Raw genomic sequence first — 26,944 nt, 5'->3', positions numbered from 1 at the left:
GGCTGCAGCTGCAGCCTCCTGCGCGGCCTGGGCCTGTGCCTGGCGCTCGGCGACCGACATCGGAGGAGCCGGCGCCGGAGCGGGCGGCTTCGCCGGACCGGGGACCGGAGCGGACGGACGCGCGCCGGAGGGGCGCGGCGCGCCCGGGCGGGCGCTGGTGGCGGTCGGGGCCGGCGCGGCGGTTCCCGCGCTCCCCTGGAGTGCCTGGCGGAGCTTGCGGGCCACGGGGGGCTCGATGCTCGAGGACGGTCCCTTGACGAACTCGCCCAGTTCTTTCAGCTTTGCAAGTGCGACCTTGCTATCGACGCCGAGTTCGGCTGCGATCTCGTGTACGCGTGGTTTTGCCACTTCTCTCCTGTCTTGGGCCTGCGCCCAAGACGGGGCAGGCCATCACAAACGGACGGATCTCATTTCGAGCCGCTCATCAGTCGTTGCTCATGATCAGTTCACGGGCCGTTCTGCCTGTTCTCTCTGCGATGCGACCGTGCCCTGCGTCGATTCCCCGTGAGGAGGAACCGGGCCGGTCGGACCGCGGGTGATGTACCGCTCCAGCTCGCTCGCATCCACGCTCTCGCGCGTCTTGAACGCTCTGGGGAACGCGTGGCGCTTCACCGCGCGTTCATAGCAGTCGTACGTGTCGTGCAGCCACGCTCCCCGACCCGCACGAACAGCGCGCGGATCTACCGCGAGGGAGTTCGAGTGGAGGACGAGCCTCAGAAGAGAGGCCCGGGGGGCGCGCAGACGGCAGCCGACGCACGTTCTGACGGGTTCCACTCTACTCCCTCGACCCCGGGAGCGCTTCCCCGCACGGCCGATGCTCGGGGATCACTCCCCGTCCATCACCGAATCGGGCTGGATGTCGATCTTCGCGCCGGTCAGCTTCGCGGCGAGTCGGGCGTTCTGGCCCTCCTTGCCGATGGCGAGCGAGAGCTGGTAGTCGGGGACGAGCGCCCGGACGGCCTTCAGGCTCTGGTCGATGACGAACGCGCTGGTCACCTTGGCCGGCGACAGGGCGCTGGCGACGAAGGTGGGCAGATCGGACGAGTAGTCGACGATGTCGATCTTCTCGTTGTTGAGCTCGGCGGTGACGGCGCGCACGCGCTGCCCGAGCTCGCCGATGCACGCGCCCTTGGCGTTCACTCCGGGCTCCGTCGCGCGGACGGCGATCTTGGTGCGGTGGCCGGCCTCGCGGGCGAGCGAGACAATCTCGACGACTCCGGAGGCGATCTCCGGGACCTCGAGGGCGAACAGCTTGCGCACGAGCGACGGATGGGTGCGCGAGACCTGGACCGAGGGGCCCTTCGGCCCGCGGCTGACGCTGGTCACGTACACGCGGATGCGGCGGCCGTGGCTGTAGTCCTCGCCCGGCACCTGCTCCTCGGGAGCGAGGATCGCCTCGATCGAGCCGAGGTCGACGTGGATCATCCTGGGGTTCGGGCCCTGCTGGATGACTCCGGCGACGATGTCGCCCTCGCGGCCCTTGAACTCGCCCAGGACCTTCTCGTCGCCGATGTCGCGCAGCCGCTGATTGATGACCTGCTTGGCCGCGAACGCGGCGATGCGGCCGAAGTCGCGCGGGGAGTCCTCGGACTCGCCGATCACCGCGCCCTCCTCGTCGACCTCGGGCACGAAGACCGAGACGTGGCCGGTCTTGCGGTCCAGGTGCACGCGGGCGTCAACGGCGGTGGCCTTGTCGGCGTCGTCCGCCTGCCCGATGTGCTTGAGGTAGGCGGTCAGGATCGCCTGCTCGATGATCTGCACGAGTTCCTCGAAGGGGATCTCGCGCTCGCGCTCCAGGAGGCGCAGAACGCTCAGGTCGATGTCCACAGCGGGCCTTTCTCTCTATTCACTTGGCGTCGCACAGTGCGACCACGTCGAAGTCTCGCCCGACGCCGGGCGATCACCGGCCCCCGGAGGAGCCCGGCTCGCGCGTCGGGACCATTGATCCTACCGGACCGCAGCGCACGGCGCCCCGGGCTCAGGCTCCGAGACGGCTCAGCGCCTCGGCGACGGGGAGTTGCTCGCGCTCCCCGGAGCGGCGGTCCCACAGCTCGACGATCCCCTCGGCGGCGCTGCGGCCGGCGATGACGATCACCGGCACGCCGATGAGCTCGGCGTCGCCGAACTTGACGCCCGGGGAGACCTTGGGCCGGTCGTCGATCAGCACGTCGCGTCCGGCGCTCTCGAGCGAGGCCCCGACCGACTCCGCGAGCGCGAGAGCCGCCGGGTCCTTGCCGGTGGCGATCACGTGCACGTCGAAGGGCGCGACGTTCCCGGGCCAGATCAGACCGCGGTCGTCGTGGTTGCTCTCGGCGATGATCGCGAGGATCCGGGTGACTCCGATGCCGTACGAGCCCATGGTGACGGTGACGAGCTTGCCGTTCTCGTCCAGGACCTTCAACCCCAGGACCTCGGCGTACTTGCGGCCGAGTTGGAAGACGTGGCCGATCTCCATGCCGCGAGCGGTCTCGATCGGGCCGGAGCCGTCGGGGGCGGGATCGCCCGCGCGGACGTCCGCGACCTCGACCACGCCGTCCGCGGCGAAGTCGCGTCCGGCGACCAGGTCGAGGACGTGCTTCCCGGCGGTGTTCGCCCCGGTGATCCAGGCCGTGCCGTCGACCACGCGCGGGTCGAGCAGGTAGCGGACGCCGGTGGCCGACTCCTCGCCGAGCACGGCTCCCCCGGCCGACCAGGGACCGATGTAGCCCTTGACCAGGCCCGGGTGCTTCGCGAAGTCGGCCTCGGTGGCGGCCTCGACCTCGGCGGGGGCGAAGGCGACCTCGGCGCGCTTGAGGTCGATGTCGCGGTCGCCGGGCAGGCCGACGATGACGAGCTCGCGGGAGCCGTCGAGAGCGGTCAGTGCGAGGACGACGTTCTTGAGGGTGTCGGCCGCGGTCCACGCCCGGCCGTCCGCGCGGGGCTCGCGGTCGTTCGCGAGGTCCACCAGCGTCTGGATGGTGGGGGTGTCGGGCGAGTCGAAGACCCGCGCCTGCGGCTGCCCGTCGATCGGGAGCGCCTCGGGAACGGGGGTGCGGTACGCCTCGACGTTGGCCGCGTAGCCTCCGGCCGAGCGCACGAAGGTGTCCTCGCCGACCGGGGTCGGGTGCAGGAACTCCTCGCTCCGCGAGCCGCCCATCGCGCCGGCGTCGGCCTGCACGATGACGTACTCGAGCCCGAGACGGTGGAAGATCCGCTCGTACGCGTCGCGCTGCAGCTGGTAGCTCGCCTCGAGACCGGCGTCGGTGTGGTCGAACGAGTAGGCGTCCTTCATGGTGAACTCGCGACCACGCAGGAGCCCGGCACGCGGACGCGCCTCGTCGCGGTACTTGTCCTGGATCTGGTAGATCGACAGGGGCAGGTCCTTGTAGGAGGAGTAGAGGTCCTTGACCAGGAGGGTGAAGAACTCCTCGTGGGTGGGGGCCAGCATGTAGTCCGCATCTTTGCGGTCCTTCAGGCGGAACACGCCGTCGCCGTACTCGGTCCAGCGTCCGCTCGCCTCGTAGGGCTCGCGCGGCAGGAGCGCGGGGAAGTGCACCTCCTGGGCGCCGGCCGCCTCCATCTCCTCGTGGATGATGCGCTCGATGCGGCGCTTCACGCGCAGTCCGAGCGGGAGCCAGGCGAAGACGCCCGGGGCCTGGCGACGGATGTAGCCCGCGCGCACGAGGAGGCGGTGGCTCGCGACCTCGGCGTCCGAGGGATCCTCTCGGAGGGTGCGGACGAACAGGTGCGAGAGACGGGTAACCACGAGGGACGATCCTATCCGCAGGCCGCGCGCGGGTGCGCGCGGTCAGCCGGGGATCCGCGAGAAGACGAGACTGCCGCCGGTCCCCTCCAGCACGATGTCCTCGGGGGTGCCGCCGACCACGACGGGCGCTGACAGCAGGGCGAGCAGCCGGATCTCGGCGGGGCCGGGACGGTCCTCGCACTCGTCCCGCCAGGCGGGCTGCTCCTCGGGGACGAGGAGGACGCCGTCGATCGTGAACGGTGCGGTGACGCTCGAGCACTCGGTGCCGACGACGACCGTCTCGTAGCCGTCGACCCTCTCGGTGCGCAGGCGCACCCGCGCGTCCTCGACCCAGGCGGAGTACGGGCCCTCCCCCGACGCGGCCGTGAGGACCCAGCGGTCGCAGCCGAACGGGTCCGCCGAGGTGGGGCGATCGGAGCAGCCGTCGGTCCCGGCGGCCGAGGCGGGCCGGAGCGACGCGACTCCGGCCGCCGCCAGGCTGGCGGCGACGACGATCAGGGCGAGGCGCAGTGCGGGGCGGACCATCGCGATCCGCTCCCGCTCCGGCTCAGTTCGCGCCGACGGTGACGACCGGGGCGCCGGTCGAGGTGTCGTCCGAGGGCATCTCGGCGGCGAGGCGGTTGGCCTCCTCGATGAGGGTCTTGACGATCTCCGCCTCGGGCACGGTCTTGATGACCTCGCCCTTGACGAAGATCTGGCCCTTGCCGTTGCCGGACGCGACGCCGAGGTCGGCCTCGCGGGCCTCGCCCGGTCCGTTGACGACGCAGCCCATGACCGCGACGCGCAGAGGGACGCTCATGCCCTCGAGACCGGCGGTGACGTCGTTGGCGAGCGTGTAGACGTCGACCTGGGCGCGGCCGCAGCTCGGGCACGACACGATCTCGAGCTTGCGCTCGCGGAGGTTGAGGGACTGCAGGATCTGCAGGCCGACCTTGACCTCCTGCGCGGGCGGGGCCGAGAGCGACACGCGGATGGTGTCGCCGATGCCCTCGCCGAGCAGGATCCCGAAGGCCGTCGCCGACTTGATGGTGCCCTGGAACTCGGGGCCGGCCTCGGTGACGCCGAGGTGGAGCGGCCAGTCGCCGCGCTCGGCGAGCTGGCGGTAGGCCTTCACCATGACGACCGGGTCGTTGTGCTTGACCGAGATCTTGAAGTCGTGGAAGTCGTGCTCCTCGAAGAGGCTGGCCTCCCACACGGCGCTCTCGACGAGGGCCTCGGGGGTGGGCTTGCCGTACTTCTGCAGCAGGCTCGGCTCGAGCGAGCCGGCGTTGACGCCGATGCGGATCGAGACGCCCGCGGCCTTCGCGGCGGCGGCGATCTTGCCGACCTGGTCGTCGAACTTGCGGATGTTGCCCGGGTTCACGCGGACCGCCGCACAGCCCGCGTCGATCGCCGCGTAGACGTAGTTGGGCTGGAAGTGGATGTCGGCGATCACCGGGATCTGGCTCTTCTTGGCGATGATCGGCAGTGCCTCCGCGTCGTCGCGGCTCGGCACGGCGACGCGCACGATGTCGCAGCCGGAGGCGGTGAGCTCGGCGATCTGCTGGAGCGTCGCGTTGATGTTCGTCGTCGGGGTGGTGCACATGGACTGCACGCTGACCGGGGCGTCACCGCCGACCAGGACCTTCCCGACCTTGATCTGACGGGACTTGCGGCGGGGGGCGAGGGTCTCGGGGACCTTGGGCAAACCCAGATTCACTGCTGGCACCCGCCCATCGTACGCGCGCCGCCCGGCCCTCCGTCCGCTCGCCGCGTCTTCCCAGCCGCCACCTGCTCCCCCGCCTCGAGAACGCGACGAAGGCGCGGCAGCACCCTGCTGATCGAGAAGCCGTCGCAGACGGCGTATCGAGATCCCCCACCCCTGGAACCCCAGGTCCCGATCCGCGCTCCGCGCTACTCGACCACCGAGAGGCCGATCAGGAGCGCCTCAGTCAGCCCACCGCCGGTCCAGGCCCGACCCACCTCGAGCGGTCACACGACAGCAGCCCTCCTGCTGATCGAGCAGCCGTCGCAAACGGCGCATCGAGATCCCCCACCCAGGGGACCCCAGGTCTCGATACGCGCTCTGCGCTACTCGACCACCGAGGGGCCGATCAGGACGTCCTCGGTGGCCGACCGCGGAACGCCGGGCAGCGACCGGCACCACCCCCGAGGCGAACGGGCGAATCGCGTCCCAGCGATTCGCCCTAGCCGCCCGCCCCCCGCTCTACGGAACGCAACCCATCCCGGAGAGCCGACCGCGGAACGCCGGGCAAGGACCGGCACCACCCCCGAGGCGAACGGGCGAATCGCGTCCCAGCGATCCGCCCTAGCCGCCCGCCCCCCGCTCTACGGAACGCAACCATCCCGGAGAGCCGACCGCGGAACGCCGGGCAAGGACCGGCACCACCCCCGAGGCGAACGGGCGAATCGCGTGTCAGCGATTCGCCCTAGCCGCCCGCCCCCCGCTCTCTGGAACGCAACCATCCCGGAGAGCCGACCGCGGAACGCCGGGCAAGGACCGGCACCACCCCCGAGGCGAACGGGCGAATCGCGTGTCAGCGATCCGCCCTAGCCGCCCGCACCCCGCTCTACGGAACGCAACCATCCCGGAGAGCCGACCGCGGAACGCCGGGCAAGGACCGGCGTTCACAACAACCTCAGAACAGTTGGATCGGCTTCACGATGTCGGCGTAGATGAGGAGGGCGCTCATGCCGCCCAGCAGCAGCACGACGGCGTAGGTGAGCGGCAGGAGCTTGGCGATGTCGACGGGTCCGGGGTCGCGACGGCCGAAGAGCTTCGCGATGCGGCGGCGCAGTCCCTCCCAGAGGGCGCCGGCGATGTGGCCGCCGTCCATGGGGAGCAGCGGGACGAGGTTGAAGACGAACAGGGCGACGTTGAGCGAGGCGAGCACGCCCACCATGGTCTGCACCTTCGAGACGACGGGCAGCTGATCGGAGGCGGCGATCTCGCCCGCGATCCGGCCCACACCGACGACGCTGATCGGCCCGTTCGCGTCGCGCTCCTCCGGCCCGAACGCGGCCTGCGCGACGTCGAGCAGCCGCTGCGGGAGGTTGAGGATCACGCCGGCGACGCTCGTGACGTTCTGCCAGACGGTCTCGGGCACCGCGGTGATCGGCTGCTGCATGAGCGCCTGCGACGGCGAGATGCCGATGAAGCCGACCGTCTGGGTCCGGACGGCGCCGGAGTCGTCGAGGACCGCGTTCCCCGCGTCGTCCGTGACCGCGACCTCGTTCTCGGCGGGCGTGATGGTCAGGGTGAGGGGCGTGCCGTCCCGGTCGACCTCGACGGCGAGCGGCACGCCGGCCGACTCCCGGATGATCGGGGTCAGGTCGTTCCAGCTCGAGACCGGGGTGCCGTCGATCGACACGATGGTGTCGCCGGGCAGCAGCCCCGCCGCCGCGCCGGGCGCGAGCGGGTCGTCGGGTGAGCAGCTCTCGGCGCTCGTGTCGGAGGCGGGCACGACGCACTGCGAGACCGAGGAGATCGTGGAGGTGTTCTGCGCCACTCCGATGCCGCAGAGGAGCACGGCGAAGAGCACGGTCGCGATCACGAGGTTCATGAACGGACCGCCGAACATCACGATCACGCGCTTCCAGACGGGCAGCCGGTAGAAGGCGCGGTGCTCCTCCCCCTCGCCGATCGTCTCGGCGCTGGCGGCCCGGGCCTCGTCGATCATCGTGGAGTACGCGCCGCGGCGCGGTTCGGGCGTGGACTCGTTGCCGTTCAGGCCGTTGAAGAAGCCGGTGCTCGACTCGGCGACCCGGTCGCCGGGGTTCTTCGGCGGGTACATACCGATCATCGCGATGTAGCCGCCGAGCGGGAGCGCCTTGATCCCGTACTCGGTCTCTCCCCGGCGCCGCGAGTAGATCGTCCTGCCGAAGCCGATCATGTACTGCGTGACCTTCACTCCGAAGAGCTTGGCGGGAATCAGGTGCCCCACCTCGTGCAGGGCGATCGAGAGGGCCACGCCCACGGCGATGATGACGACGCCGAGGACGAAGAGCAGCACGGATTCCACCGACACACTGTAAGCCGGTGCCGGTCGCCCCCGCTGGGCGGCCGCTGGAGGATCCCGATGAACCGGGACGGGCTCAGGCCGACGCGATCCGCTCGTCGGCGGTGCGGCGCGCCCAGCTCTCCGCGGCGGCGAGGGACTCCCGCGTCAGTGCTCCGTCGACGGAGTGGGCGTCGACGACGGCCTCCACCGTCGCGAGGATGTCGAGGTAGCCGATCCGGCCGGCGTGGAACGCCTGCACCGCCTGCTCGTTCGCGGCGTTGAACACGGCCGGGTAGGACGCTCCCGCCGCTCCCACCTTCTTCGCCAGGCGCACCGAGGGGAACGCCTCCTCGTCGAGGGGCTCGAAGGTCCAGGAGTGCGCGCGGGTCCAGTCCAGCGGCGCGCCGACTCCGGCGACGCGGTGCGGCCAGTCGAGGCCGAGGGAGATCGGCAGGCGCATGTCCGGCGGCGACGCCTGCGCGATCGTGGAGCCGTCGACGTACTCGACCATCGAGTGCACGACCGACTGCGGGTGGACGGTCACGTCGATCCGCTCGTACGGGATGTCGAAGAGCAGGTGCGCCTCGATGACCTCGAGGCCCTTGTTGACGAGGGTCGACGAGTTCGTGGTGACGACCAGGCCCATGTCCCACGTGGGGTGGGCGAGCGCCTCGGCCGGAGTCACGTCGCGGAGCGAGTCGCGGTCGCGCCCGCGGAAGGGGCCGCCGGAGGCGGTCAGGACGAGGCGGCGCACCTCGCGGTGCTCGCCCGCCAGCAGCGCCTGGGCGATCGCGGAGTGCTCGGAGTCGACCGGCACGATCTGCCCAGGTGCCGCCAGCGAGGTGACCAGCTCGCCACCGACGATCAGCGACTCCTTGTTGGCGAGCGCGAGGCTCCGCCCCTCCTCGAGCGCCGCGAGGGTCGGGCCGAGGCCGACCGAGCCGGTGATGCCGTTGAGGACGACGTCCGCGTCGACGCCGCGCACGAGCTCCTCCGCCTCGACCGCGCCGAACGCGGTGTGCTCGACGCCGAAGGCACGGGCCTGCTCGGCGACCATCTCGCGGTTCGAGCCGGCGGCCAGCCCCACGACCTCGAAGCGGTCGCGGTTCGCTCCGATGACGTCGAGTGCCTGCGTTCCGATGGACCCGGTCGAGCCGAGGATGATGACCCTGCGCATCCGCCCATCCTGGCACGGTGCGCAGGGCCGCTCCCGGGTCAGCTCACCGCGAGGATGTCGATCACGAAGACGAGCGTGTCGGTGCCCGAGATGCCGGCGTTGGCGTTGCCCGCCTCGCCGTAGCCCTGGGCCGGCGGGATCACGACGACGACCTGCGAGCCGACGGTCTGACCGACCAGCGCCTCCTTGAAGCCCTCGATCACGTCACCGGTGCCGAACGACGCCGGAGTGCCCGTGCCCCAGCTCTGATCGAAGACCTCGCCGGTGCCCCACACGGTGCCCTGGTACTGCACGATCAGGCTGTCGCCGTCGGCCACGACGGCCCCGTCGCCCTTCTTCAGCACGCCCAGCTGCAGCTCGGCCGGCGGATCCGTCTCGGGGATCGTGACGGTCGGCGCACCGTCCTCGGCGAGCGCCACCGTCGGCAGCCCGTCGACGGGCGGCTGCGGCTCGCCGGTGGCCGCGGTCGGCACGATCGACTCGACGTCGATGACCATGACGATGGAGTCCTCGGCCGCGATGCCGAAGTCGGCGCTGCCCGCGTCGCCGAACGCGTCGGCCGGAGGCACGACGGCGACCACGCGGGAGCCGACGGTCGCGCAGTTCACGGCCTTGACCAGACCGGAGAGGTACTGCTCGGTGTCGACGGCGAACGCGGCGCGGCCGCCGGACGCGTAGGTGCTGGCCGAGAACTCGGCTCCGCTGGTCGCGTTGTAGAGGGTGTAGTCGACCAGGACGGTGTCGCCCTCCTCGACCTCCTCGCCCGTGCCCTCGATCACGACCGAGCGCTCGGTCTCGTCGACCTGGAGGGGGGACGGGAAGACGGTGATCGGCTTCGTCGCGAAGTCGCCGCTCGTCTCGACGGTCGCCGAGGCGTCGCCGTCCGAGACGCAGCTGAGCGGGGTGGGCGTCGCGCTCGGCGCCGCCTCCTCGGCTCCGCCGGTGCAGGCCGTGAGGCCCAGGGTCGCGCCGACGACGGCGAGGATCGCGAATGCTCTGCGCACGGGGGTGCCTTTCCTGCCCGGAGGAGCCGGGCGACGTTCGAGGGACGACTCCATGCTCCGACACGCGCCTCTGGGCGACCTGGACGCGCGGCGCCGGACCCCTCGTGCAGGTGCGCCGCCTAGCATGGGGGAATGCGTGAATTCTCGGTCCCCCAGTCCCGCGCGCTCGTCACCGAGCTCCCCGGCCCGCGCTCGATCGCCCTTCAGGAGCGCCGCGTCAAGAGCGTCTCGCGGGGCGCGGGCACCCTCGCGAACATCTACATGGACCACGCCTCGGGCGCCGTCCTGGTCGACGTCGACGGCAACCGCCTCATCGACCTGGGCTGCGGCATCGGAGTGACGACCATCGGCCATGCGCACCCCGCCGTCGCCGCCGCGGCCGCCGCCCAGGCCGAGAAGCTGACGCACACCCTCTTCACGGTGACGCCGTACGAGAACTACGTCCGCGTCGCGGAGAAGCTCGCCGAGATCACCCCGGGCGACTTCGAGAAGCACTCGATCCTCGTCAACTCCGGCGCCGAGGCGGTCGAGAACGCCGTCAAGATCGCCCGCAAGTACACGGGCCGCCGCGCCATCGCCTCGCTCGACCACGCGTTCCACGGCCGCACGAACCTCACCATGGCGATGACCTACCGCCCCTACCCGGAGCGCGCGGGCATGGGCCCGTTCCCGGGCGAGATCTACAGCCTCCCGATCAGCTACCCCTTCCGCGACCCCGAGGGCATGACCGGCGAGGAGGCCGCCGAGCGCTCGATCGACTACATCCGCACCCACATCGGTGCGCAGGAGCTCGCCGCCCTCTTCGTCGAGCCGATCCAGGGCGACGGCGGCATCATCATCCCGGCGCCCGGCTACTTCACGCGCCTCTCCGAGTTCTGCACCGAGAACGGCATCGTCTTCGTCGCCGACGAGATCCAGGCCGGCATCGCCCGCACCGGCACCTGGTACTCGATCGAGCACCACGGAGTCGTCCCGGACCTCATCACGACCGCCAAGGGCATCGCGGGCGGCTTCCCGCTCGCCGCCGTCACCGGACGCGCCGAGATCATGGACGCCGTGCAGCCCGGCGGCATCGGCGGCACCTTCGGCGGCAACCCCGTCTCGACCGCCGCGGCGCTCGCCACCTTCGAGGCGATCGAGTCCGAGGGCCTCCTCGAGGAGGCGCAGCGCGTCGAGCGCGCCCTGTGGGCCCGCATCGGCGACTGGGCCGAGCGCTTCCCCGTCGTCGGCGAGGTCCGCGGCAAGGGCGCCATGTTCGGCGTCGAGCTCGTGCACCCGGGCACGAAGAAGCAGAACCCGGAAGCGCTCGCCGCGGTCCTGAAGCACGCCACCTCGAACGGCGTCATCCCACTCGACGCAGGCAGCTGGGACAGCGTCCTGCGCATCATGCCGAGCGTGGTCATCAGCGAGGAGCTGATCGACGACGCGATGTCCGTCATCGAGGAGGCGCTCGCCCAGCTGAGCTGAGCACCACTCCCCCCGCCGGTCGTGTCCCCGGACATGACCGGCGGGGCATGCGTCCGCCGGTAACGTCGTGCGAATGCGGACCGACGACGACCACGACGCGCCGACCCCGCCCGGCATCGGTCTCTCAGCGCGATTCGCCCGCTTCGCGATGGGCGGCATCGGACGGATGATCTACCGGCCGATCATCGAAGGGCGCGACAACGTCCCCCTCACCGGTCGGGTGATCCTCGCGAGCAACCACCTCTCGTTCATCGACTCCCCCGTCCTCACGCTCCTGGCGCCGCGGCCGGTGCAGTTCCTCGCGAAGGCCGACTACTTCACCGGGACCGGCGCCCGCGGGGCCCTCTCCCGCTCCTTCTTCACCGCCGTCGGCGCCGTGGGGGTCGAGCGCGGCGCGGGACAGGCCGCGCAGGAGGCCCTCGATCTGGGCCGCGCGATCCTCGAGCGCGACGAGGCCTTCGCCGTCTATCCCGAGGGCACCCGCTCGCGCGACGGCCGGCTGTACCGCGGGCGCACCGGAGTCGCCTGGCTCGCGCTCACGACCGGCGCTCCGGTCGTCCCCGTCGGCCTCATCGGCACGCAGGAACTCCAGCCGGTGGGGTCGAAGATCCCGCGCCTGCACCGCATCACGGTGCGCTTCGGCGATCCGCTCGATCTCTCGCACCACGGATCGGCCGACTCCGGCCGTGCGCGCCGACACGCCACCGACGAGGTGATGACGGCCATCCACGCGCTGTCGGAGCAGGAGGCCGCGGGCGTCTACAACGAGTCGCCGCCGACGTCGACCGCCGAGCGCATCCGCCGCGCCCTGCCGCACGAGCGGCGCTGAGCCGCAGCCTGCGGCGCTCCGTTCAGTCCGCGGCCACCGTCTCGGGCTCGTGGTCGACCGGGAAGGCGACGGAGTTGGCGATGAAGCACAGCCGCGCCGCCTCAGGGTGCAGCGACCGGGCGAGCTCGATCATCGACGGATCGGCCACCGTCACCCGGGGGCGCAGGGTCACCGACGCGAAGCGCCCGCCGTCGCCCTCCTGCACCATGCGGCCGATCGCGTCGTCGACGTAGTCCGTGACGACCACTCCGTTCTTCACGGCGACGTGCAGGTACGAGAGCAGGTGGCACTGCGAGAGCGCGGCGAGGAGCAGCTGCTCCGGGTTCCAGCGGTCCGGGTCCCCGCGGAAGGGCTTGTCGGCCGACCCGAGGATCGGCTCGCGGCCGTCCGCGCGCACCGTGTTCTGCCGGCCGTAGTCGCGGTACCCGCTCGTGCCGGTGCCGCGGTTCCCCTCCCAGACGACGGAAACCGCGTAGTGGTGATCGATCTGCATCGGATTCCTTCTTCCGCTCCCTGGATCGAGCCGGTCTCGTCCGTCTGGACCCCTTGCCGCGGAGGACCCGCGGGTAGGATCGCAGGACCATGACAGACACGCTCGCCCCCCAGGTTCCCACGTCGGCAGTCCCGCAGGAGAGGCTCGTCGCGACCGAGATCCCCGGGCCCCGCTCGAAGGCCCTGCACGAGCGACGTCTCGCCGTCGTGCCCACCGGCGTGGGCACCGCGCTCCCCGTCTACATCGACCGTGCTCACGGCGCGATCCTCGTCGACGTCGACGGCAACCGCTTCATCGACCTCGGCGCCGGCATCGGAGTGACCACGATCGGCCACACCGACGACGAGGTCGTCGCCGCCGCGACCGAGCAGCTCGGCCGCCTCACCCACACCCTCTTCACGGTCACGCCCTACGAGCCCTACATCCGCGTCGCGGAGCTGCTCGGCGAGCACACCCCCGGCGACTTCGCCAAGAAGACCGTCCTCGTCAACTCGGGTGCCGAGGCGGTCGAGAATGCGGTCAAGATCGCCCGCAAGCACACGGGCCGGCCCGGCGTCGCGGTCCTCGACCACGCGTACCACGGCCGCACCAACCTGACGATGGCGATGAACTTCAAGGCGCTGCCCTACGGCCTCGGCTTCGGGCCGTTCGCGAGCGACATCCACCGCGCACCGAGCTCCTACCCGTACCACGACGGGCTGTCGGGGCCCGAGGCCGCCGAGCGCACGATCTCGTACCTCGAGAAGACGGTCGGGGCGTCCGCCCTCGCGTGCCTCGTCGTCGAGCCCGTGCAGGGCGAGGGCGGCTTCATGGTGCCCGCCGACGGGTACCTGCCCGCACTGCAGGAGTGGTGCACCGCGAACGGCATCGTCTTCGTCGCCGACGAGATCCAGTCGGGCATGGCCCGCACCGGCGCCTGGTTCGCCAGTGAGCACTTCGGTCTCGTCCCCGACCTCGTCCTGTCGGCCAAGGGCATCGCGGGCGGCCTGCCGCTCGCCGGAGTCACGGGGCGCGCCGAGATCATGGACTCGGCACAGGCCGGCGGGCTGGGCGGCACCTTCGGCGGCAATCCCGTCGCGGCCGCCGCCTCCGTCGCCGTCTTCGAGCGGATCGAGCGCGAGGGGCTGCTGGCCGAGGCCGACCGCATCGGCGCCCGACTCGGGGCTGCGCTGCGCGAGCTGCAGGAGCAGTACGACATCATCGGCGATGTGCGCGGCATCGGCGCCATGATGGCGATCGAGCTCGTCCTGCCCGGAACGGCGACGACCACGAAGATCCCGAACGCCGCCGCCGTCACCGCGATCACCGAGTACGCGGCGTCGCACGGGGTCCTCGTCCTGAGCGCCGGCACCTACGGCAACGTGGTGCGCTTCCTGCCGAGCCTCGCCCTCACCGACGACCTGCTCGACGACGCCGTGTCCGTCCTGCGGGAGGCCTTCGCCACGCTCTGACCCTCCTCCTCACCACCCGACGGCCCGGGCCCCCGCACAGGAGGCGCCGGGCCGTCGGGCAAGATGGGGGGATGTCTGCAGGAACCTTCACCGTCGCGGAGTCCGTCGAGCTCGCCGTCGTCGAGCGCTCGGGCTTCGTCGAGTCCCGCCACGCCGGCTCGGCCGTGCTGCTCGACACGGACGGCCGGGTCTCCCGCACGCTCGGCAACCCGTCCGCACCGATCCTCCCCCGGTCGTGCCTCAAGCCCTTCCAAGCCCTCGCGGTCATGACGGCGGGTGTCGAGTTGAGCGGCGCGGAGGCGGTCATCGCGACGGCGAGCCACGCGGGGATCCCGCAGCACGTCGCCCTGGTGCAGAACCTGCTCTTCCGTGCCGGGCTCGACCACACGGCACTGCAGTGCCCGGCGGACTGGCCGAGCGACTCCGCGACCCGCGCGCAGCTGCTGCGCGCCGGCGCGACGCAGGACCCGCTCTACATGAACTGCTCCGGCAAGCACGCCGCCATGCTGCTGGCGTGCGTCCAGAACGGCTGGAGCACGGACGACTACCTCGAGCGTTCGCACCCCCTGCAGCAGCACATCGTCGACACGATCGAGCGGCTGACGGGCGAGCGCGTCGCCGGCACCGCGATCGACGGCTGCGGTGCTCCCGTGCACGCCCTGCCGCTGACCGCGCTGGCGAAGGGCATCTCGCGCATCGTCTCGTCGTCGGCGGCGTCGCCCTTCGGCCTCTACCGCCAGGCGGGCGTCCTCACGAACGCGATCCTCGAGAACGCCTGGGCCCTCGACGGCCCCGGTCGCGACAACACGGTCGTCATCGAGAGGCTCGGCCTGGTGGCGAAGCTCGGAGCGGAGGGCGTGCTGGTCATGGCCTCGCCCGACGGCACCACGGTCGCACTGAAGATCCTCGACGGGAGCCTGCGCGCGGCGACGGTCGTCGCGCTCAAGCTGCTCGTCGAGGCCGGTGCGGTGGAGCGGACGGCGGCGAACGAGGTCCTCGTGCGGCTGAACCCGGTCGTCACGGGCGGTGGGCGCCCGGTCGGCGCCATCCGCGCCTCCTACGTCTGATCTCCGCTCCCGCTCACTGCAGTCGCGCGATGCGCTTGGCCCTCGCGGCCGAGGACACCTGCGTGACGACCACGATCACGATCGCCAGGAGGAACACCGCCGAGGCGATCACGTTCGCCTCGGCCGGGATGCCGCGGGCCGCCGCGATGTAGATGTACTTCGGGAACGTGGTGACGGATCCGGAGTTGAAGTTCGTGATGATGAAGTCGTCGAAGCTCAGCGCGAACGAGAGCAGGGCCGCGGCGAGGATGCCCGGCAGCAGGAGCGGGAAGGTGATGCGCCAGAACACCTGGCCGGGCGACGCGTAGAGGTCGCGTCCCGCCTCCTCGAGCTTGGGGTCGAGGCTCGCCACGCGCGCCTTGACCGTCACCACGACGAAGCTGATGCAGAACATCGTGTGCGCGAGAATGATCGTCACCAGCCCCTTCTCGGCTCCGACGGTCAGGAACTGCGCGGCGAGTCCGGCACCGAGCACGACCTCGGGGGTCGCCATGGGCAGGAACAGCAGCAGGCTGATCGCCGAGCGGAAGCGGAAGCGGAAGCGCACGAGGGCCAGGGCGATCATGGTGCCGAGAGCGGTGGCGAGCACCGTCGCGACGGCGCCGACGAGGAGGCTGTTGCCGAAGGCGGTCATGACCTCCTCGCTCGTCCATGCCGAGATCCACTTGTCGAAGGTGAATCCGCGCCACGCGATGTTGCTCTTGCCCGAGTCGTTGAACGAGAAGACGAACGTGTAGGCGATCGGGATGAGCAGGAAGATCAGCGCGAGGGCCGTGTAGACCCCGAGCCCGAGCCCCGTGAAGCGGCGCGGACCGCGGACGGGAGCCGGTGCCGGCGCTCCGAGCGCCTCCTGCGCGCTGGCGACGGGCCGGTCGGCGGTGGCGGTCACAGCAGGTCCTCCGTTCCACTGCGCTTCACGTAGAAGCCCACGATGATCAGGATCACGGCCATCAGCACGATCGAGAGCGCTGCAGCGGCCGGGTAGTTCTCGAGTGTCAGGAAGTTGGCCTCGATCGCGTTGCCGACCATCGAGGTCTGCGAGGAGCCGAGGAAGTCGCGGCTGGCGTTGATGTAGTCGCCCGCCGCGGGGATGAAGGTCAGCAGCGTTCCCGACACGATCCCGGGCATCGACAGCGGCACGGTCACTTTCCAGAAGACGGACGCCGGATGCGCGTAGAGGTCCGAGCCCGCCTCCAGGAACCTGGTGTCGAGCCGCTCGAGCGTCGTGTAGAGCGGCAGTGTCATGAACGGGATGAAGTTGTACGTGATGCCGAAGATCACGGCGATCGGCGTTCCGGTCAGGTGCCCGTCCGTCGGCAGGATCGCGACGGCCTTGAGCCCCTGCACCAGCAGGCTCTCATCGGCGAGGATCTGCTTCCAGGCGAGGGTCCGCAGCAGGAAGCTGATGAAGAACGGCGCGATGACCAGCGTCAGGAGCAGGTTCTGCACCAGCGGCCACGGCCGCGCCTTGACTCCGATGAAGTAGGCGAGCGGATAGCTGATCACGAGCGCGAGGATCGTGGCGATCAGGGCGTAGCCGAACGAGCGGACGGCGTGCGGCCAGTAGTCGGCCATCACGACGAGGTAGTTCTGCCAGGCGAAGCCGGGGGCGTACTCGCCGATGTCGCCGTCCGGGATCTCGGCCTGGAACGAGGTGAGCACGAGCGAGATCAGCGGCGCCAGGAAGAAGAGCAGCATGTACGCGATGCCCGGCAGCAGCAACACCAGCGCGAGCGTCGAGCGCCTGCGGACGGGCGCGTCGAGCGGGTTCGCCGGGCCGGAGGCGAACGCGGCGAAGGCCATGCCTACGCTCCCCCGGCTCGCCCGGCCAGCAGGCCGCGCTTCTGCAGGGCGATCGCCCGGGTCGAGTCGTCGGCGTCGAACCGCGGCACCGACCCCGGCTCGTCGGCGAGGCCGAAGCCGTGCTCGGTGCTCCAGCTGACCCAGACCTGGGCGCCCTCGCCCACGACCGGTCCGAAGACCATGTTCTGGGCGAAGACGACCACGGGCCCGAGTCCCGGCATCTGGAGGGTGTACTGCGTGCTGACCCCGCTGAAGGACACGTCGACGACGATGCCCGGGCCGAGGACGTTGCGGTCGGGCAGATCGCCGGGCGCCTCGGTCAGCAGCAGGAGCTTCTCGGGGCGGATGCCGATGGTCACCTCGCCGCTCGTGCGCGCCGAGCGGGCGGAGGGGACCGTGATCCGGTGCCCGCCGGCCTCGACGGTGAGGGCGCGGTCCGTCGAGCCGACGACCTCGCCGGTGAAGAGGTTCGACTGGCCGAGGAAGTTCGCGACGAAGGCGGTGCGCGGGAGCTCGTACAGCTCCTCCGGAGCGCCCATCTGCTCGATCCGGCCCTTGTTCATCACGGCCACGGTGTCGGCCATGGTCATGGCCTCCTCCTGGTCGTGGGTGACGTGGAGGAAGGTGAGGCCCACCTCCTCCTGGATCGACTTGAGCTCGAGCTGCATCTGCCGGCGCAGCTTGAGGTCGAGCGCTCCCAGCGGCTCGTCGAGCAGCAGGAGCGCCGGGCGGTTCACGATCGCCCGGGCGAGGGCGACGCGCTGCTGCTGCCCGCCCGAGAGGGAGGAGGGGCGTCGCTGCGCGAGGTGGTCGAGCTCCACGAGGCGGAGCGCCTCGTGCGCCTTGCCGACCGGATCGTCGATCCGCCGGCGCTTCAGACCGAAGGCGACGTTCTCGAGGATCGACATGTGCGGGAACAGCGCGTACGACTGGAAGACGGTGTTCACGGGCCGCTGGTAGGTCTTGGTCGCGGTGACGTCCTCGCCGCCGATCAGGATGCGGCCGGCCGAGGGCTCCTCGAGCCCGGCCACCAGGCGCAGAGTCGTCGTCTTGCCGCAGCCCGACGGGCCGAGGAGCGCGAAGAACGACCCGGCCGGGATGGTCAGATCGAGCGAGTCGATGGCCGTGAATCCGGGGTACTGCTTGCTGATCCCGACCAGCTGGAGGTCGGCGCCGCTCTCTGCGAAGGTTCCCGTCGCCATCAGATACCCAGCAGCACTTTCTGGAACTCGGCCTGGTAGTCCTTCTCCTCCGACGCGGTGAGCGTGCGGAACACGTGCGCCTGCGACAGCGTCTGCTCGTCGGGGAAGATCAGCTGGTTCTCGGCCAGCTCCGGGTCGATGCTCTCCATGGCGTCCTTCGCTCCGTCGACGGGGGTGATGTAGTTGACCCAGGCGGCCACCTCGGCGGCGACCTCCGGCTCGTAGTAGTAGTTCATGAGGGCTTCCGCGTTGGCCTTCCGCTTCGAGCCCATCGGCACGACGAACGTGTCGTTCCACAGGGTGCCGCCGGAGTCGGGGAGCGCGAACTCCCACTTGTCGCCCGCCTCCGCGTTGATCAGGGTGATGTCCCCGGACCAGCAGATGGCCGCGAGGGTGTCCTCGTTCTGCAGATCGTTGAGGTAGGCGTTGCCCTTGATGTTGCGGATCTGACCGTCGTCGACCTGCTTGCGGAAGACGTCGATCGCGTTCATGAACTCGTCGTCGCCCCACGATCCGGCGATGTCCGTCCCCTGCGCCTGCATGATCAGGCCGATCGTGTCGCGCATCTCGCTGAGCACGCCGACGCGACCGCGCAGCTCCGGATCCCACAGGTCCTCGACGCTCGCCAGCCCGTTCGGCAGCTTCTCCTTGTTCCAGCAGATGCCGGCGAAGCCCGCTTGCCACGGGAGCGAGAGGTGGCGGCCCGGATCGAAGTCCGGGTTCGCGAGAGACGGGCTGAGGTTGGCGAGGTTGGGGATGTTGGCGTGGTCGAGCTCCTGGACGAAGCCGCGGCGGACGAGCCGCGAGACCATCCACTCGGTCAGGCAGACGGTATCGGCGCCGATGTACTGCCCGAGCGCCAGCTGGTCCTTGACCTTGCCGTAGTAGGAGTTGTTGTCGTCGACCGCGACGTTGTAGGTGACCGAGATGCCGCTCTGCTCCTCGAAGGCGAGGAGGGTCGGGTACGCGCCCTCGTCGTCCTCATCGAGGTAGGCGGGCCAGTTGTCCCAGACGAGCCGCGGGTCGTCGGCGGATCCGTCGGCGGCGGCCGTGGGGGCCGGACGGCTGACCGGCGCGCACGCGGCGAGCGCCAGGGCACCCGCCCCGAGGCCGAGACCACTGAGGACCGCACGGCGCGAGAGCATCGCGCGCCGCTCGCGCTCCCGGGAGCGGGCGACGGCGATCGCCTCGCGGAGAACGGGATCCCTCGGGAGGGGACGGGTCATGGCTGCGGCTCCTGACTTCGTCGGTGCGGCGGGAGGCTCACCGGCGTGAACGTGGGGAAATACTGGCACAGCGCCAGTGGCCTGTCGACGCGCAACAGACGAAACCGGACATTCGGAAACATGATCGTCACGAATTCCGCGCTTCCGAGCCCTCTTCGCCACGGATTCCTCCGGTAGGGCCGGTCCCCGGCGCACCGTCGGGCCACCGCGCTCTGCGGACCTCCCCGTGCTGTTCGACGAGGAGGGACCCCGGGGCGCAGAGCGGAGGATCGGGCAGCGGTCCGAGGAGGATCCGCGCCTCGGCAGGCGGGACGTCGAGCACGACCAGCCCGGTCCGGCGCGCCCGGGCGAGCAGTGCGCGGGCGGGTGCCCAGTCCGCGGCAGTGCCGACGACCATCCCCTCCGGGAGGGCCCCGTCCAGGGCGAGCGCCTCGGGCACGCTGCTGATCGCGCACCACGCCTCCATCCGCTTCCGGACCGCGCCCGAGGCGTTCGTGACCACGACCATCGGCACCGCGTCGAGCCGGACGGCCTCGGGGCGCCGCCGCAGCCGGGCGGCGGGCGGGGTCGACGGAGCGAAGACCTGGATGCGTTCCCCGCGCCACCACCCCCCTCCCGGCGGCAGCTCCGGACGGTACGGCTCCCCGTCGCCGGCGAGCAGCTGGTGCTCCTGTCTGCTCGCGGTGCGCAGCAGGAGGACGTCGTCGACCCCCTCTCTCAACGCCGCGATCCCGTCCGTCGTCCGCCGTGCGGACAGCACGATCCTCCGGCGCCCCGAGCGCACCGCCGTCTGCAGAGCGTCGAGCAGTCGTCGCCGCCCCTCGTCGGCGCAGCGGCGCAGCAGCAGGTCGAGATCGTCGATGACGACCGGTCCCTCGCCTCCGGTGACCGAGTCCCACACCTCCTCGAGGTCGTCGGGCCCGAGGACCGCCCGCCCCGGGATCTGCGCAGCGAGCTGCCGGAGAGCGGTGGACCGCCCGGAGCCCGCCGCCCCGAGGACGAGGAGAGAGGACCGGGTGAGCTCGACGACGTCCTGCCTCTGCTCCCCCGGCCTGTCCACGACTCCGAGGAGCAGCCGCCCGGCCTGGGGCGCGGGCGCCGGCAGACGGGAGGGCAGCGGATCCAGCCACGGACGATGCACCGGCACCTCCCGATCCGCGGGCAGCGCTGCCCGGGCCGCGTCGTCCGTGCGAGGCAGCGCCGCTTGCATCAGCGTGCTCCGTCCACCGTGCGCGACGATGCACCGGCCGGGAGCGCGGTGCGGGATCCGAGCGGCGGCGTCACTGCCCACCAGCGAACGCGAATCGGCGGGGTCGTGCACGCGCAGGGCGATGCGGAGGCCGCAGTTGGCGGCGACCGCATCACGCACGACGCCGACCGGTCTCTGGGTGCACAGGATGAGATGCACTCCGAGCGAGCGGCCCCGGGCGGCGATGTCGGCGAAGGCGCGGTGCAGATCGGGAGAGCGCTCGAGGACGACCGCGCACTCGTCCACCACCACGATCAGCCGGGCGAGAGCTCCCACAGGCAGCCGCGCGATGTCGGGAACCCCTCGCTCCGCCAGCAGCCGCTCACGGCGGCGCAGCTCGGCGGCGACGCTGGCGAAGGCGCGGTCGGCCCCGTGCTGATCGAGATCGGTGATGACCCCGGTCACGTGCGGCAGCGCCGCCAGCGGAGCGAATCCGGCGCCGCCCTTGAAATCGGCCAGCAGGAAGGTCACCCCCGCCGGACCGTGCCGCGCCGCGAGGGCGAGGACCCACGCGACGAGGAGCTCGCTCTTCCCGCTCCCCGTCGTCCCGCCCACGATGGCGTGGGGTCCGTCTGCGACCAGATCGATCTCGACCGGCCCTGCGGGTCCGATCCCGAGGACGACCGGCAGCCCCTTCTCGCCGCCCACCCGCTCGAGCGCACCGAGCTCCGACAGGCTCACGGACTCCGGCATCGCTCGCTCGCCGGCCGATCCTGCGGAGCGGGCGAGGGCCTCCGCGAACCGCAGCGCCTCGCCGGCCGAGACGTAGGCCACCGTCAGCTCCTCCGCGCGACCTGCGCCCTCGCGGCCGACGACGCGGTCCGGACCGCGTCCTCCGAGCTCCACGACGCAGCGGCACGACGGAGGGAGCTCGGACGCCGACCCCGCGAGAACGAGCAGGTCCGTCCCTCCCCCGGGCTTCGCGTCGGCGCCGATCTCGCACACCCGCCACCGGACGCCGGCCGTCTCCCCTCGCACGTGAGGGGCGGACCGGAGGCAGTCCCACTCGCGCCCCGGGGGGAGGACGATACCGAGCTCGTCCGGAGCCACCAGCTCCAGCGCCTGGAGCAGGAGCCCCCGCGCGAACGCCCGCGCGACGACGGGCGGCCCGACGACCCCGATCCCGACCGAGAAGGGGACGCGGAGCGGCGCGTCCGCGATCGACCGGACGTCCCCGCCCGCCGCCACGACGACTGTGCCCCTGCCGAGGACCGGCTCGAACTCTCTCGCCCTCCGCCGCCAGCGGGCGTCGGCCGGAAGCCCGCCGCGCAGGATCGCCCTGGCGTCGGGAGCGGCGGTCCTCATCGCCTCGAGCTCCTCCCGAGCCCGTGCCGTCTGCGCCGCGTCGTAGGCCCGCAGCTCCTGGTCGTACCGCTCCGCCTCCCGCCGCACAGTCCGGCGACGGACCCTCCCCGCGTCCAGGGAGGAGGCGATCACCACTACCGGGCCGAGCGCGGCGAAGGCGAGCATCATCGGCGAGCGGGTGACCGCGTACAGCACGACCGCCGAGAGGACGGGGGCGAGCGCCGCGACCCAGGGGAAGGACGGGCGCGCCGGGGCGGAGGGCCGGGTCGGAGGGCGGGGAGCCGCCGCGCGGATCGGGAGGGTCATCCCCCCATCAGAACGGAGGACACGAGCGCGTGGGAGGTCAGCGGGTGATCGGGGGACGGCTGGTGCCTGTGGAGGAGCCGTCGACCCGCTCGACGGCCATCTCGACCGAGGAGAGCAGCACCCGGCTGCCGATCTTGGCGCGGTAGCGGCGCCCGGCCTCCAGCGGGAGCGGCGCCTGCGTGGGAGCGACCAGCACGGTGCCGTTCGCCGACCATCGGTCCCGCACCCACAGTCCGCCCTCGTCGAAGCCGAACTCGAGGTGCGTCTTCGACAGCGACCGGGTCTCGTCGGGGATCGCGAGGATGTGGCGCACGTTCTCGCCGGGATCGGGCAGCGGCTGCCGCCCGACGAGTCCCGTGCCCGTCACGATCGCGTGATGACCCGTGCCGAAGGACAGGCGGACGAGCCCCTGGACCGGAGGGGCGAGAGGCGCGCCGGGCGCTGGGCGGCGGTGACGCCCCGGAGCCAGTCCGGGCAGCCAGGCGCGGCGCGAGGGGTCGAGCACCGTGGTGTCGCCGGACGACGTCGGGCTCGAGAGCCCGGGGGTCGCGTGCGTCGCCACCGGGCTGCCGCACTCGCCGCAGAGGATCGCGCCCGAGGCGAGGGTGGAGCCACACGTGCTGCAGATCACCGAGAACGCCCTTTCCGTCCTCCATGCTATCCGGCGTCCGCGCCCCACCGCCCGGACGGCGGGGATCAGCCCGGTTCGCCCGTGACGTCGAGCACGTCCACCACGATCACGGTGATGTTGTCGCGCCCGCCGTTCTCGAGCGCGGCGTCCAGAAGGGCGTCGACCGCGTCCTGCGCGCTCGTGGTCGAGGAGAGGAGGTGCTCGAGACCCGCGTCCGTCAGCTCCTTCGTCAGCCCGTCGGAGCAGAGGAGGAGGCGTGAGGGCGCGATGACCGGCACGAGGCGGTAGTCGGGGATGGGGGCCTCGTGGAAGCCGACCGCCCTCGTGATGACATTGCTGTGCGGATGCACGTCGGCCTCGTCGCGCGAGATCAGCCCTGCGTCGACCAGTTCCTGCACGACCGAGTGGTCCACGGTCAGCTGCACCAGCGACCCCTGGACCCACAGATACACCCGGGAGTCGCCGATGTTGAAGACCGACCAGTAGGGCTCACCTCCGACGGCGGTCAGCGCCGCTCCGGTGACCGTCGTCCCGGTGCCGCGGTCGGCCGACTGCGACTGCCGCGCGATGTCGCTCACGGCGTCACGCAGAGCCCGGTCGATCTCCTCGGCGCCGACCGTCGCCCCGGTCGCCGCCGTCGAGAGCCGCGAGACGACGGCGTCGCTCGCCACCTCGCCCGCCGCGTGGCCGCCCATGCCGTCGGCCACCGCGAAGAGCGGGGACTTCGCCAGGTAGCTGTCCTCGTTGCCGCTGCGCACGAGGCCCGTGTGCGTCCTCGCGGCCCAGCCGAGCGTCACCTCCGCCGACGGTGCATCGGAGCTCCAGGCCGAGACGGGGACGGTGACGGAGGCGCGGCCGCGGCCGATCTGCGTCATCGCGTCTCCTCGTCTGCGCTCCACCGCCCGCGCGAGCGGCGGAGGACCCTCCGATGCTACTTGCTGGCGGCGGGGCGGCAGAGCGCTCTCCCGGCCGAGCGCGTCACCGGCGGCGACCGCCCCGGAACGGGCTCGCAGCGCTCCCCCCGACGACGGTGGAATCCGTGCACGGACGGGGGTCGGGCGTGCGGATTCACTTGCCGCGGCATCCCCCGACTGCCAGGATCGTCGCATGAGCCCCAACCGCCCTCCTTCACAGCGCCCCGTCCAGCTCGACGACGTGTCGAAGGCGATCATCGAGCAGCTGCAGGCGGACGGGCGCCGCTCGTACGCCGAGATCGGCAAGGCCGTCGGCCTGAGCGAGGCAGCGGTCCGGCAGCGGGTGCAGAAGCTCACGGAGTCCGGCGTGATGCAGATCGTCGCCGTCACGGATCCGATGCAGCTCGGCTTCTACCGTCAGGCGATGATCGGCGTCCGCGTCACCGGCGACACGCGCGAGGTCGCCGACCGTCTCGCCGCGATCCCGGCCGTCGACTACGTGGTCCTCACCGCCGGCACCTTCGACATCCTCGCCGAGGTCGTCTGCGAGAACGACGACGACCTCATCGCTCTCCTCAATCAGGAGATCCGCTCGCTGCCGGGAGTCCTCTCGACCGAGACCTTCGTCTATCTCAAGCTCCACAAGCAGTTCTACAACTGGGGAACGCGGTAAGCCATGACCGATACAGCCTTTTCCACCGACGCCCTCGAGTCGGGCGACGCCGTCAGCGGCACCGACGCGCCGAGCGGGGTCGACGACGTCGCGCTCCAGAAGAAGGCCAAGGACCACCTCTGGATGCACTTCACCCGGCAGTCCGTGATGGACTCGGGTGCCGGCGTCCCGATCATCACGCGGGGTGAGGGCCACCACATCTGGGACAGCACCGGCCGCAAGTACTTCGACGGCCTCTCCGGCCTGTTCGTCGTCAATGCCGGGCACGGGCGGCGCCGCCTCGCCGAGGCCGCCGCCAAGCAGGCGTCCGAGCTGTCCTTCTTCCCCCTGTGGTCCTACGCGACCCCCTCCGCCATCGAGCTGGCGGACCGCCTGGCCGACCATGCGCCGGGCGACCTCAACCGGGTCTTCTTCTCGACCGGAGGAGGCGAGGCCGTCGAGACGGCCTTCAAGCTCGCGAAGCACTTCTGGAAGCTCCAGGGCAAGCCCGGCAAGCACAAGGTGATCTCGCGCTCCGTCGCGTACCACGGCACTCCGCAGGGAGCTCTCGCCATCACCGGCATCCCCGCGATGAAGTCGATGTTCGAGCCGCTGGTCCCCGGAGGATTCCGCGTGCCCAACACGAACTTCTACCGGGCTCCACAGCACGGGGACGATCTCGAGGCGTTCGGCGTGTGGGCCGCCGACAGGATCGAGGAGATGATCGAGTTCGAGGGTCCGGACACGGTCGCCGCGGTGTTCCTGGAGCCGGTGCAGAACTCCGGCGGCTGCTTCCCGCCCCCTCCCGGCTACTTCCAGCGCGTGCGCGAGATCTGCGACCGCCACGACGTCCTGCTCGTCTCGGACGAGGTGATCTGCGCCTTCGGCCGGATCGGCCACATGTTCGCGTGCGACGAGTACGGCTACGTCCCCGACATGATCACCTGCGCGAAGGGGATGACGAGCGGCTACTCCCCCATCGGAGCCACCATCGTCAGCGACCGCATCTACGAGCCCTTCCGGCACGGCCAGGTGTCGTTCCCGCACGGCTACACCTTCGGCGGGCATCCGGTCTCGGCGGCGGTCGCGCTCGAGAACCTCGACATCTTCGAGGAGGAGAAGCTCAACGAGCGCGTCCGCGAGAACTCGCCCGTGTTCCGCTCGACGCTCGAGAAGCTGCTCGACCTGCCGATCGTCGGCGATGTGCGCGGAGCAGGGTACTTCTTCGGCATCGAGCTCGTGAAGGACAAGGCGACGAAGGAGACCTTCGACGAGGACGAGTCCGAGCGCCTGCTCCGCGGGTTCCTGTCGAAAGCGCTCTTCGACGCCGGCCTGTACTGCCGCGCCGACGACCGCGGCGACCCGGTGGTGCAGCTCGCACCACCGCTCACCGTCGGTCCGAAGGAGTTCGACGAGATCGAGCAGATCCTGCGCGGCGTCCTCACGGAGGCCTGGTCGCGGCTCTGAGCGACGAGCGCGCCGCGGGGTCACGCGGCGCGCTCCTGCCCGACCAGCCACGGTGCGCGCTCCCCGCGTCCGAGTGCTGCGAGCAGTCGCCGTGCGCTCTCCTCGTGCGGATCCGTCCGCCGCGCCTCCCCTGCCACGCGGGCGGCCTCCTCGGCATCGCCGGTGGACCAGTGCAGGACGGCGAGCAGGACGAGCACCGCTGCCCGCTCGGTCCTCGGGGTGAGCTCGGCCACCGCCGAGACGAGGGCGATCGCCGAGAGCAGCGCGGCCCGCGGGGGCACCCCACGCGGCTGGGAGACCAGCGACAGGGCGTGGCCGATCCAGCCGGGCCGCTGCGCACTGACGATCAGCGCGGCCGTCAGAGCAGGTCTCGGGAGGCGAGCGCCGCCCTCCGCGGTCCGCCGCAGCAGTCCGTCGACGCTGCCCCGGAGGCGTGCGGGCAGCTCCGCCCGAGGATGACGGTCGAGCAGTGCGTCGACGTGCTCCGAGACCGATCGCGCCTGCTCCGGCGCCGCGGCGATCGCACCTTCGGAGGACCCGCCGGGCGGATCGTTCTCGGCGTCGAGCACCTGGACGACGTCGACCGACAGCTCCCGGGCACGTCCGCGAAGCGCTGCCGCGACTCCCTCCCCTCTGCGCGCGCTCGAGGTGTAGACGACGGCGACGACCGAGTCCGCCCGACCGAACCGTCCGAGCGCGCCGAGGAACGCCCCGACCGACGGCACAGGGTCTCCGTGCGGCAGGTCGAAGCGGAGGGCTCCGGTCGTCGACCCGTCCCGCACCGGCAGCAGGACGACGCTCTCGCGAGGACGGAAGCCGACGAGTCGCGGCACCTGCGCGAGGGTCCGGCGGTGGAGGAGGGAGGCGGTCGTGTCGTGGAGAGTCATGGCTGCAGAGTGGCGGTCCGGACGCGGCGCCGCTGGAGCGCTCGGCCGCCTCCGAAGACGGCCCGGCC

24 protein-coding genes are annotated in these 26,944 nt (G+C 71.4%); 6 read left to right on the top strand and 18 right to left on the bottom strand.

Annotated elements, in window-relative coordinates:
- The 9 genes from NB037_RS01740 to NB037_RS01700 form a co-directional block, all read right to left on the bottom strand.
- A partial coding sequence (locus tag NB037_RS01740) for a translation initiation factor IF-2 N-terminal domain-containing protein (RefSeq protein ID WP_251943039.1) occupies positions 1–348 on the bottom strand: 348 nt, incomplete at its 3' end.
- A gap of 93 nt (positions 349–441) precedes the next feature.
- Complete coding sequence (locus NB037_RS01735) at positions 442–774, bottom strand: YlxR family protein (RefSeq protein WP_251943037.1); 333 nt, start codon at positions 772–774, stop codon at positions 442–444.
- Positions 775–825: 51 nt separating this feature from the next.
- Positions 826–1,827, bottom strand: a complete 1,002-nt coding sequence (gene nusA / locus NB037_RS01730) for a transcription termination factor NusA (RefSeq protein WP_207402931.1) — start codon at positions 1,825–1,827, stop codon at positions 826–828.
- A 151-nt stretch (positions 1,828–1,978) separates the two neighbouring features.
- On the bottom strand, positions 1,979–3,745 hold the full coding sequence (locus tag NB037_RS01725; RefSeq protein WP_251943035.1) for a proline--tRNA ligase: 1,767 nt from the start codon (positions 3,743–3,745) through the stop codon (positions 1,979–1,981).
- Positions 3,746–3,787: 42 nt separating this feature from the next.
- Positions 3,788–4,270, bottom strand: a complete 483-nt coding sequence (locus NB037_RS01720) for a hypothetical protein (protein ID WP_251943033.1) — start codon at positions 4,268–4,270, stop codon at positions 3,788–3,790.
- A 22-nt stretch (positions 4,271–4,292) separates the two neighbouring features.
- Positions 4,293–5,432: a flavodoxin-dependent (E)-4-hydroxy-3-methylbut-2-enyl-diphosphate synthase gene (gene ispG, locus NB037_RS01715; protein ID WP_251943070.1), complete on the bottom strand. Its 1,140-nt coding sequence runs from the start codon at positions 5,430–5,432 to the stop codon at positions 4,293–4,295.
- Between the two features lie 952 nt (positions 5,433–6,384).
- Positions 6,385–7,767: a M50 family metallopeptidase gene (locus NB037_RS01710; RefSeq protein WP_251943032.1), complete on the bottom strand. Its 1,383-nt coding sequence runs from the start codon at positions 7,765–7,767 to the stop codon at positions 6,385–6,387.
- A 73-nt stretch (positions 7,768–7,840) separates the two neighbouring features.
- Complete coding sequence (locus NB037_RS01705) at positions 7,841–8,923, bottom strand: 1-deoxy-D-xylulose-5-phosphate reductoisomerase (protein ID WP_251943030.1); 1,083 nt, start codon at positions 8,921–8,923, stop codon at positions 7,841–7,843.
- Positions 8,924–8,961: 38 nt separating this feature from the next.
- Positions 8,962–9,927, bottom strand: coding sequence for an FKBP-type peptidyl-prolyl cis-trans isomerase (locus NB037_RS01700; protein ID WP_251943028.1), 966 nt, complete (start codon positions 9,925–9,927; stop codon positions 8,962–8,964).
- Between the two features lie 132 nt (positions 9,928–10,059).
- Here NB037_RS01700 and gabT (NB037_RS01695) point away from each other — a divergent pair, with 132 nt between their 5' ends.
- Positions 10,060–11,394, top strand: a complete 1,335-nt coding sequence (gene gabT, locus NB037_RS01695) for a 4-aminobutyrate--2-oxoglutarate transaminase (protein ID WP_251943026.1) — start codon at positions 10,060–10,062, stop codon at positions 11,392–11,394.
- A gap of 73 nt (positions 11,395–11,467) precedes the next feature.
- Entirely contained in the window at positions 11,468–12,223 is a 756-nt protein-coding gene (locus NB037_RS01690; protein WP_372490671.1) for a lysophospholipid acyltransferase family protein, read from the top strand.
- Between the two features lie 22 nt (positions 12,224–12,245).
- Here the strand turns inward: NB037_RS01690 and NB037_RS01685 are convergent, their stop codons facing one another.
- Positions 12,246–12,716, bottom strand: coding sequence for an OsmC family protein (locus NB037_RS01685; protein ID WP_251943024.1), 471 nt, complete (start codon positions 12,714–12,716; stop codon positions 12,246–12,248).
- An 89-nt stretch (positions 12,717–12,805) separates the two neighbouring features.
- Between NB037_RS01685 and gabT (NB037_RS01680) the strand changes: the two genes are divergently transcribed.
- Positions 12,806–14,167 (top strand): 4-aminobutyrate--2-oxoglutarate transaminase, encoded by a 1,362-nt coding sequence (gene gabT, locus NB037_RS01680; protein ID WP_251943023.1) that lies wholly within the window; start codon positions 12,806–12,808, stop codon positions 14,165–14,167.
- Between the two features lie 71 nt (positions 14,168–14,238).
- On the top strand, positions 14,239–15,234 hold the full coding sequence (locus NB037_RS01675) for an asparaginase (protein ID WP_251943021.1): 996 nt from the start codon (positions 14,239–14,241) through the stop codon (positions 15,232–15,234).
- Positions 15,235–15,247: 13 nt separating this feature from the next.
- On the opposite strand, the gene NB037_RS01670 is transcribed toward NB037_RS01675, so the two are convergent.
- The 7 genes from NB037_RS01670 to NB037_RS01640 all read right to left on the bottom strand — a co-directional run bounded on the left by NB037_RS01670 (position 15,248) and on the right by NB037_RS01640 (position 23,831).
- Entirely contained in the window at positions 15,248–15,997 is a 750-nt protein-coding gene (locus NB037_RS01670; RefSeq protein ID WP_242682855.1) for an ABC transporter permease, read from the bottom strand.
- A gap of 122 nt (positions 15,998–16,119) precedes the next feature.
- Positions 16,120–17,037 (bottom strand): ABC transporter permease, encoded by a 918-nt coding sequence (locus tag NB037_RS01665; RefSeq protein ID WP_251943019.1) that lies wholly within the window; start codon positions 17,035–17,037, stop codon positions 16,120–16,122.
- A gap of 2 nt (positions 17,038–17,039) precedes the next feature.
- Positions 17,040–18,239 carry an ABC transporter ATP-binding protein gene (locus tag NB037_RS01660; protein WP_251943017.1) on the bottom strand — a complete coding sequence of 400 codons (1,200 nt, stop codon included), beginning with the start codon at positions 18,237–18,239 and terminating at the stop codon, positions 17,040–17,042.
- Positions 18,239–19,465, bottom strand: coding sequence for an ABC transporter substrate-binding protein (locus NB037_RS01655; RefSeq protein ID WP_251943014.1), 1,227 nt, complete (start codon positions 19,463–19,465; stop codon positions 18,239–18,241). The genes NB037_RS01660 and NB037_RS01655 overlap by 1 nt, the downstream gene beginning before the upstream one ends.
- 127 nt (positions 19,466–19,592) lie before the next feature.
- Positions 19,593–22,325 (bottom strand): FtsK/SpoIIIE domain-containing protein, encoded by a 2,733-nt coding sequence (locus tag NB037_RS01650; protein WP_251943012.1) that lies wholly within the window; start codon positions 22,323–22,325, stop codon positions 19,593–19,595.
- A gap of 37 nt (positions 22,326–22,362) precedes the next feature.
- On the bottom strand, positions 22,363–22,956 hold the full coding sequence (locus tag NB037_RS01645) for a hypothetical protein (protein ID WP_207402948.1): 594 nt from the start codon (positions 22,954–22,956) through the stop codon (positions 22,363–22,365).
- 65 nt (positions 22,957–23,021) lie between these two features.
- Positions 23,022–23,831 carry a PP2C family protein-serine/threonine phosphatase gene (locus tag NB037_RS01640; protein ID WP_251943010.1) on the bottom strand — a complete coding sequence of 270 codons (810 nt, stop codon included), beginning with the start codon at positions 23,829–23,831 and terminating at the stop codon, positions 23,022–23,024.
- Positions 23,832–24,063: 232 nt separating this feature from the next.
- On the opposite strand from NB037_RS01640, the gene NB037_RS01635 reads away from it, so the two are divergent.
- Together NB037_RS01635 and NB037_RS01630 are read left to right on the top strand one after the other, a co-directional pair.
- Entirely contained in the window at positions 24,064–24,543 is a 480-nt protein-coding gene (locus NB037_RS01635) for an Lrp/AsnC family transcriptional regulator (protein WP_077223368.1), read from the top strand.
- Between the two features lie 3 nt (positions 24,544–24,546).
- Positions 24,547–25,989, top strand: coding sequence for an aspartate aminotransferase family protein (locus NB037_RS01630; protein WP_279308467.1), 1,443 nt, complete (start codon positions 24,547–24,549; stop codon positions 25,987–25,989).
- Between the two features lie 20 nt (positions 25,990–26,009).
- Here NB037_RS01630 and NB037_RS01625 read toward each other — a convergent pair whose 3' ends face one another.
- Complete coding sequence (locus NB037_RS01625) at positions 26,010–26,876, bottom strand: DUF4192 family protein (protein WP_251943008.1); 867 nt, start codon at positions 26,874–26,876, stop codon at positions 26,010–26,012.
- Positions 26,877–26,944: the final 68 nt, after the last annotated feature.

It is taken from the genome of Rathayibacter rubneri (assembly GCF_023743255.1).
In the GTDB taxonomy this organism is placed as follows: domain Bacteria; phylum Actinomycetota; class Actinomycetes; order Actinomycetales; family Microbacteriaceae; genus Rathayibacter; species Rathayibacter rubneri.
The sequence above is the reverse complement of the archived record's forward strand: the minus strand, read 5'-3'. Positions and strand labels throughout refer to the sequence as shown.

Bases quoted from the DNA above. Each gene is read 5' to 3' on its own strand.
- NB037_RS01720 (WP_251943033.1), bottom strand. From the start codon at position 4,270: ATGGTCCGCCCCGCACTGCGCCTCGCCCTGATCGTCGTCGCCGCCAGC.
- NB037_RS01705 (WP_251943030.1), bottom strand. From the start codon at position 8,923: ATGCGCAGGGTCATCATCCTCGGCTCGACCGGGTCCATCGGAACGCAG.
- gabT (WP_251943026.1), top strand. From the start codon at position 10,060: ATGCGTGAATTCTCGGTCCCCCAGTCCCGCGCGCTCGTCACCGAGCTC.
- NB037_RS01690 (WP_372490671.1), top strand. From the start codon at position 11,468: ATGCGGACCGACGACGACCACGACGCGCCGACCCCGCCCGGCATCGGT.
- NB037_RS01685 (WP_251943024.1), bottom strand. From the start codon at position 12,716: ATGCAGATCGATCACCACTACGCGGTTTCCGTCGTCTGGGAGGGGAAC.
- gabT (WP_251943023.1), top strand. From the start codon at position 12,806: ATGACAGACACGCTCGCCCCCCAGGTTCCCACGTCGGCAGTCCCGCAG.
- NB037_RS01675 (WP_251943021.1), top strand. From the start codon at position 14,239: ATGTCTGCAGGAACCTTCACCGTCGCGGAGTCCGTCGAGCTCGCCGTC.
- NB037_RS01665 (WP_251943019.1), bottom strand. From the start codon at position 17,037: ATGGCCTTCGCCGCGTTCGCCTCCGGCCCGGCGAACCCGCTCGACGCG.
- NB037_RS01660 (WP_251943017.1), bottom strand. From the start codon at position 18,239: ATGGCGACGGGAACCTTCGCAGAGAGCGGCGCCGACCTCCAGCTGGTC.
- NB037_RS01655 (WP_251943014.1), bottom strand. From the start codon at position 19,465: ATGACCCGTCCCCTCCCGAGGGATCCCGTTCTCCGCGAGGCGATCGCC.
- NB037_RS01650 (WP_251943012.1), bottom strand. From the start codon at position 22,325: ATGACCCTCCCGATCCGCGCGGCGGCTCCCCGCCCTCCGACCCGGCCC.
- NB037_RS01640 (WP_251943010.1), bottom strand. From the start codon at position 23,831: ATGACGCAGATCGGCCGCGGCCGCGCCTCCGTCACCGTCCCCGTCTCG.
- NB037_RS01635 (WP_077223368.1), top strand. From the start codon at position 24,064: ATGAGCCCCAACCGCCCTCCTTCACAGCGCCCCGTCCAGCTCGACGAC.
- NB037_RS01630 (WP_279308467.1), top strand. From the start codon at position 24,547: ATGACCGATACAGCCTTTTCCACCGACGCCCTCGAGTCGGGCGACGCC.
- NB037_RS01625 (WP_251943008.1), bottom strand. From the start codon at position 26,876: ATGACTCTCCACGACACGACCGCCTCCCTCCTCCACCGCCGGACCCTC.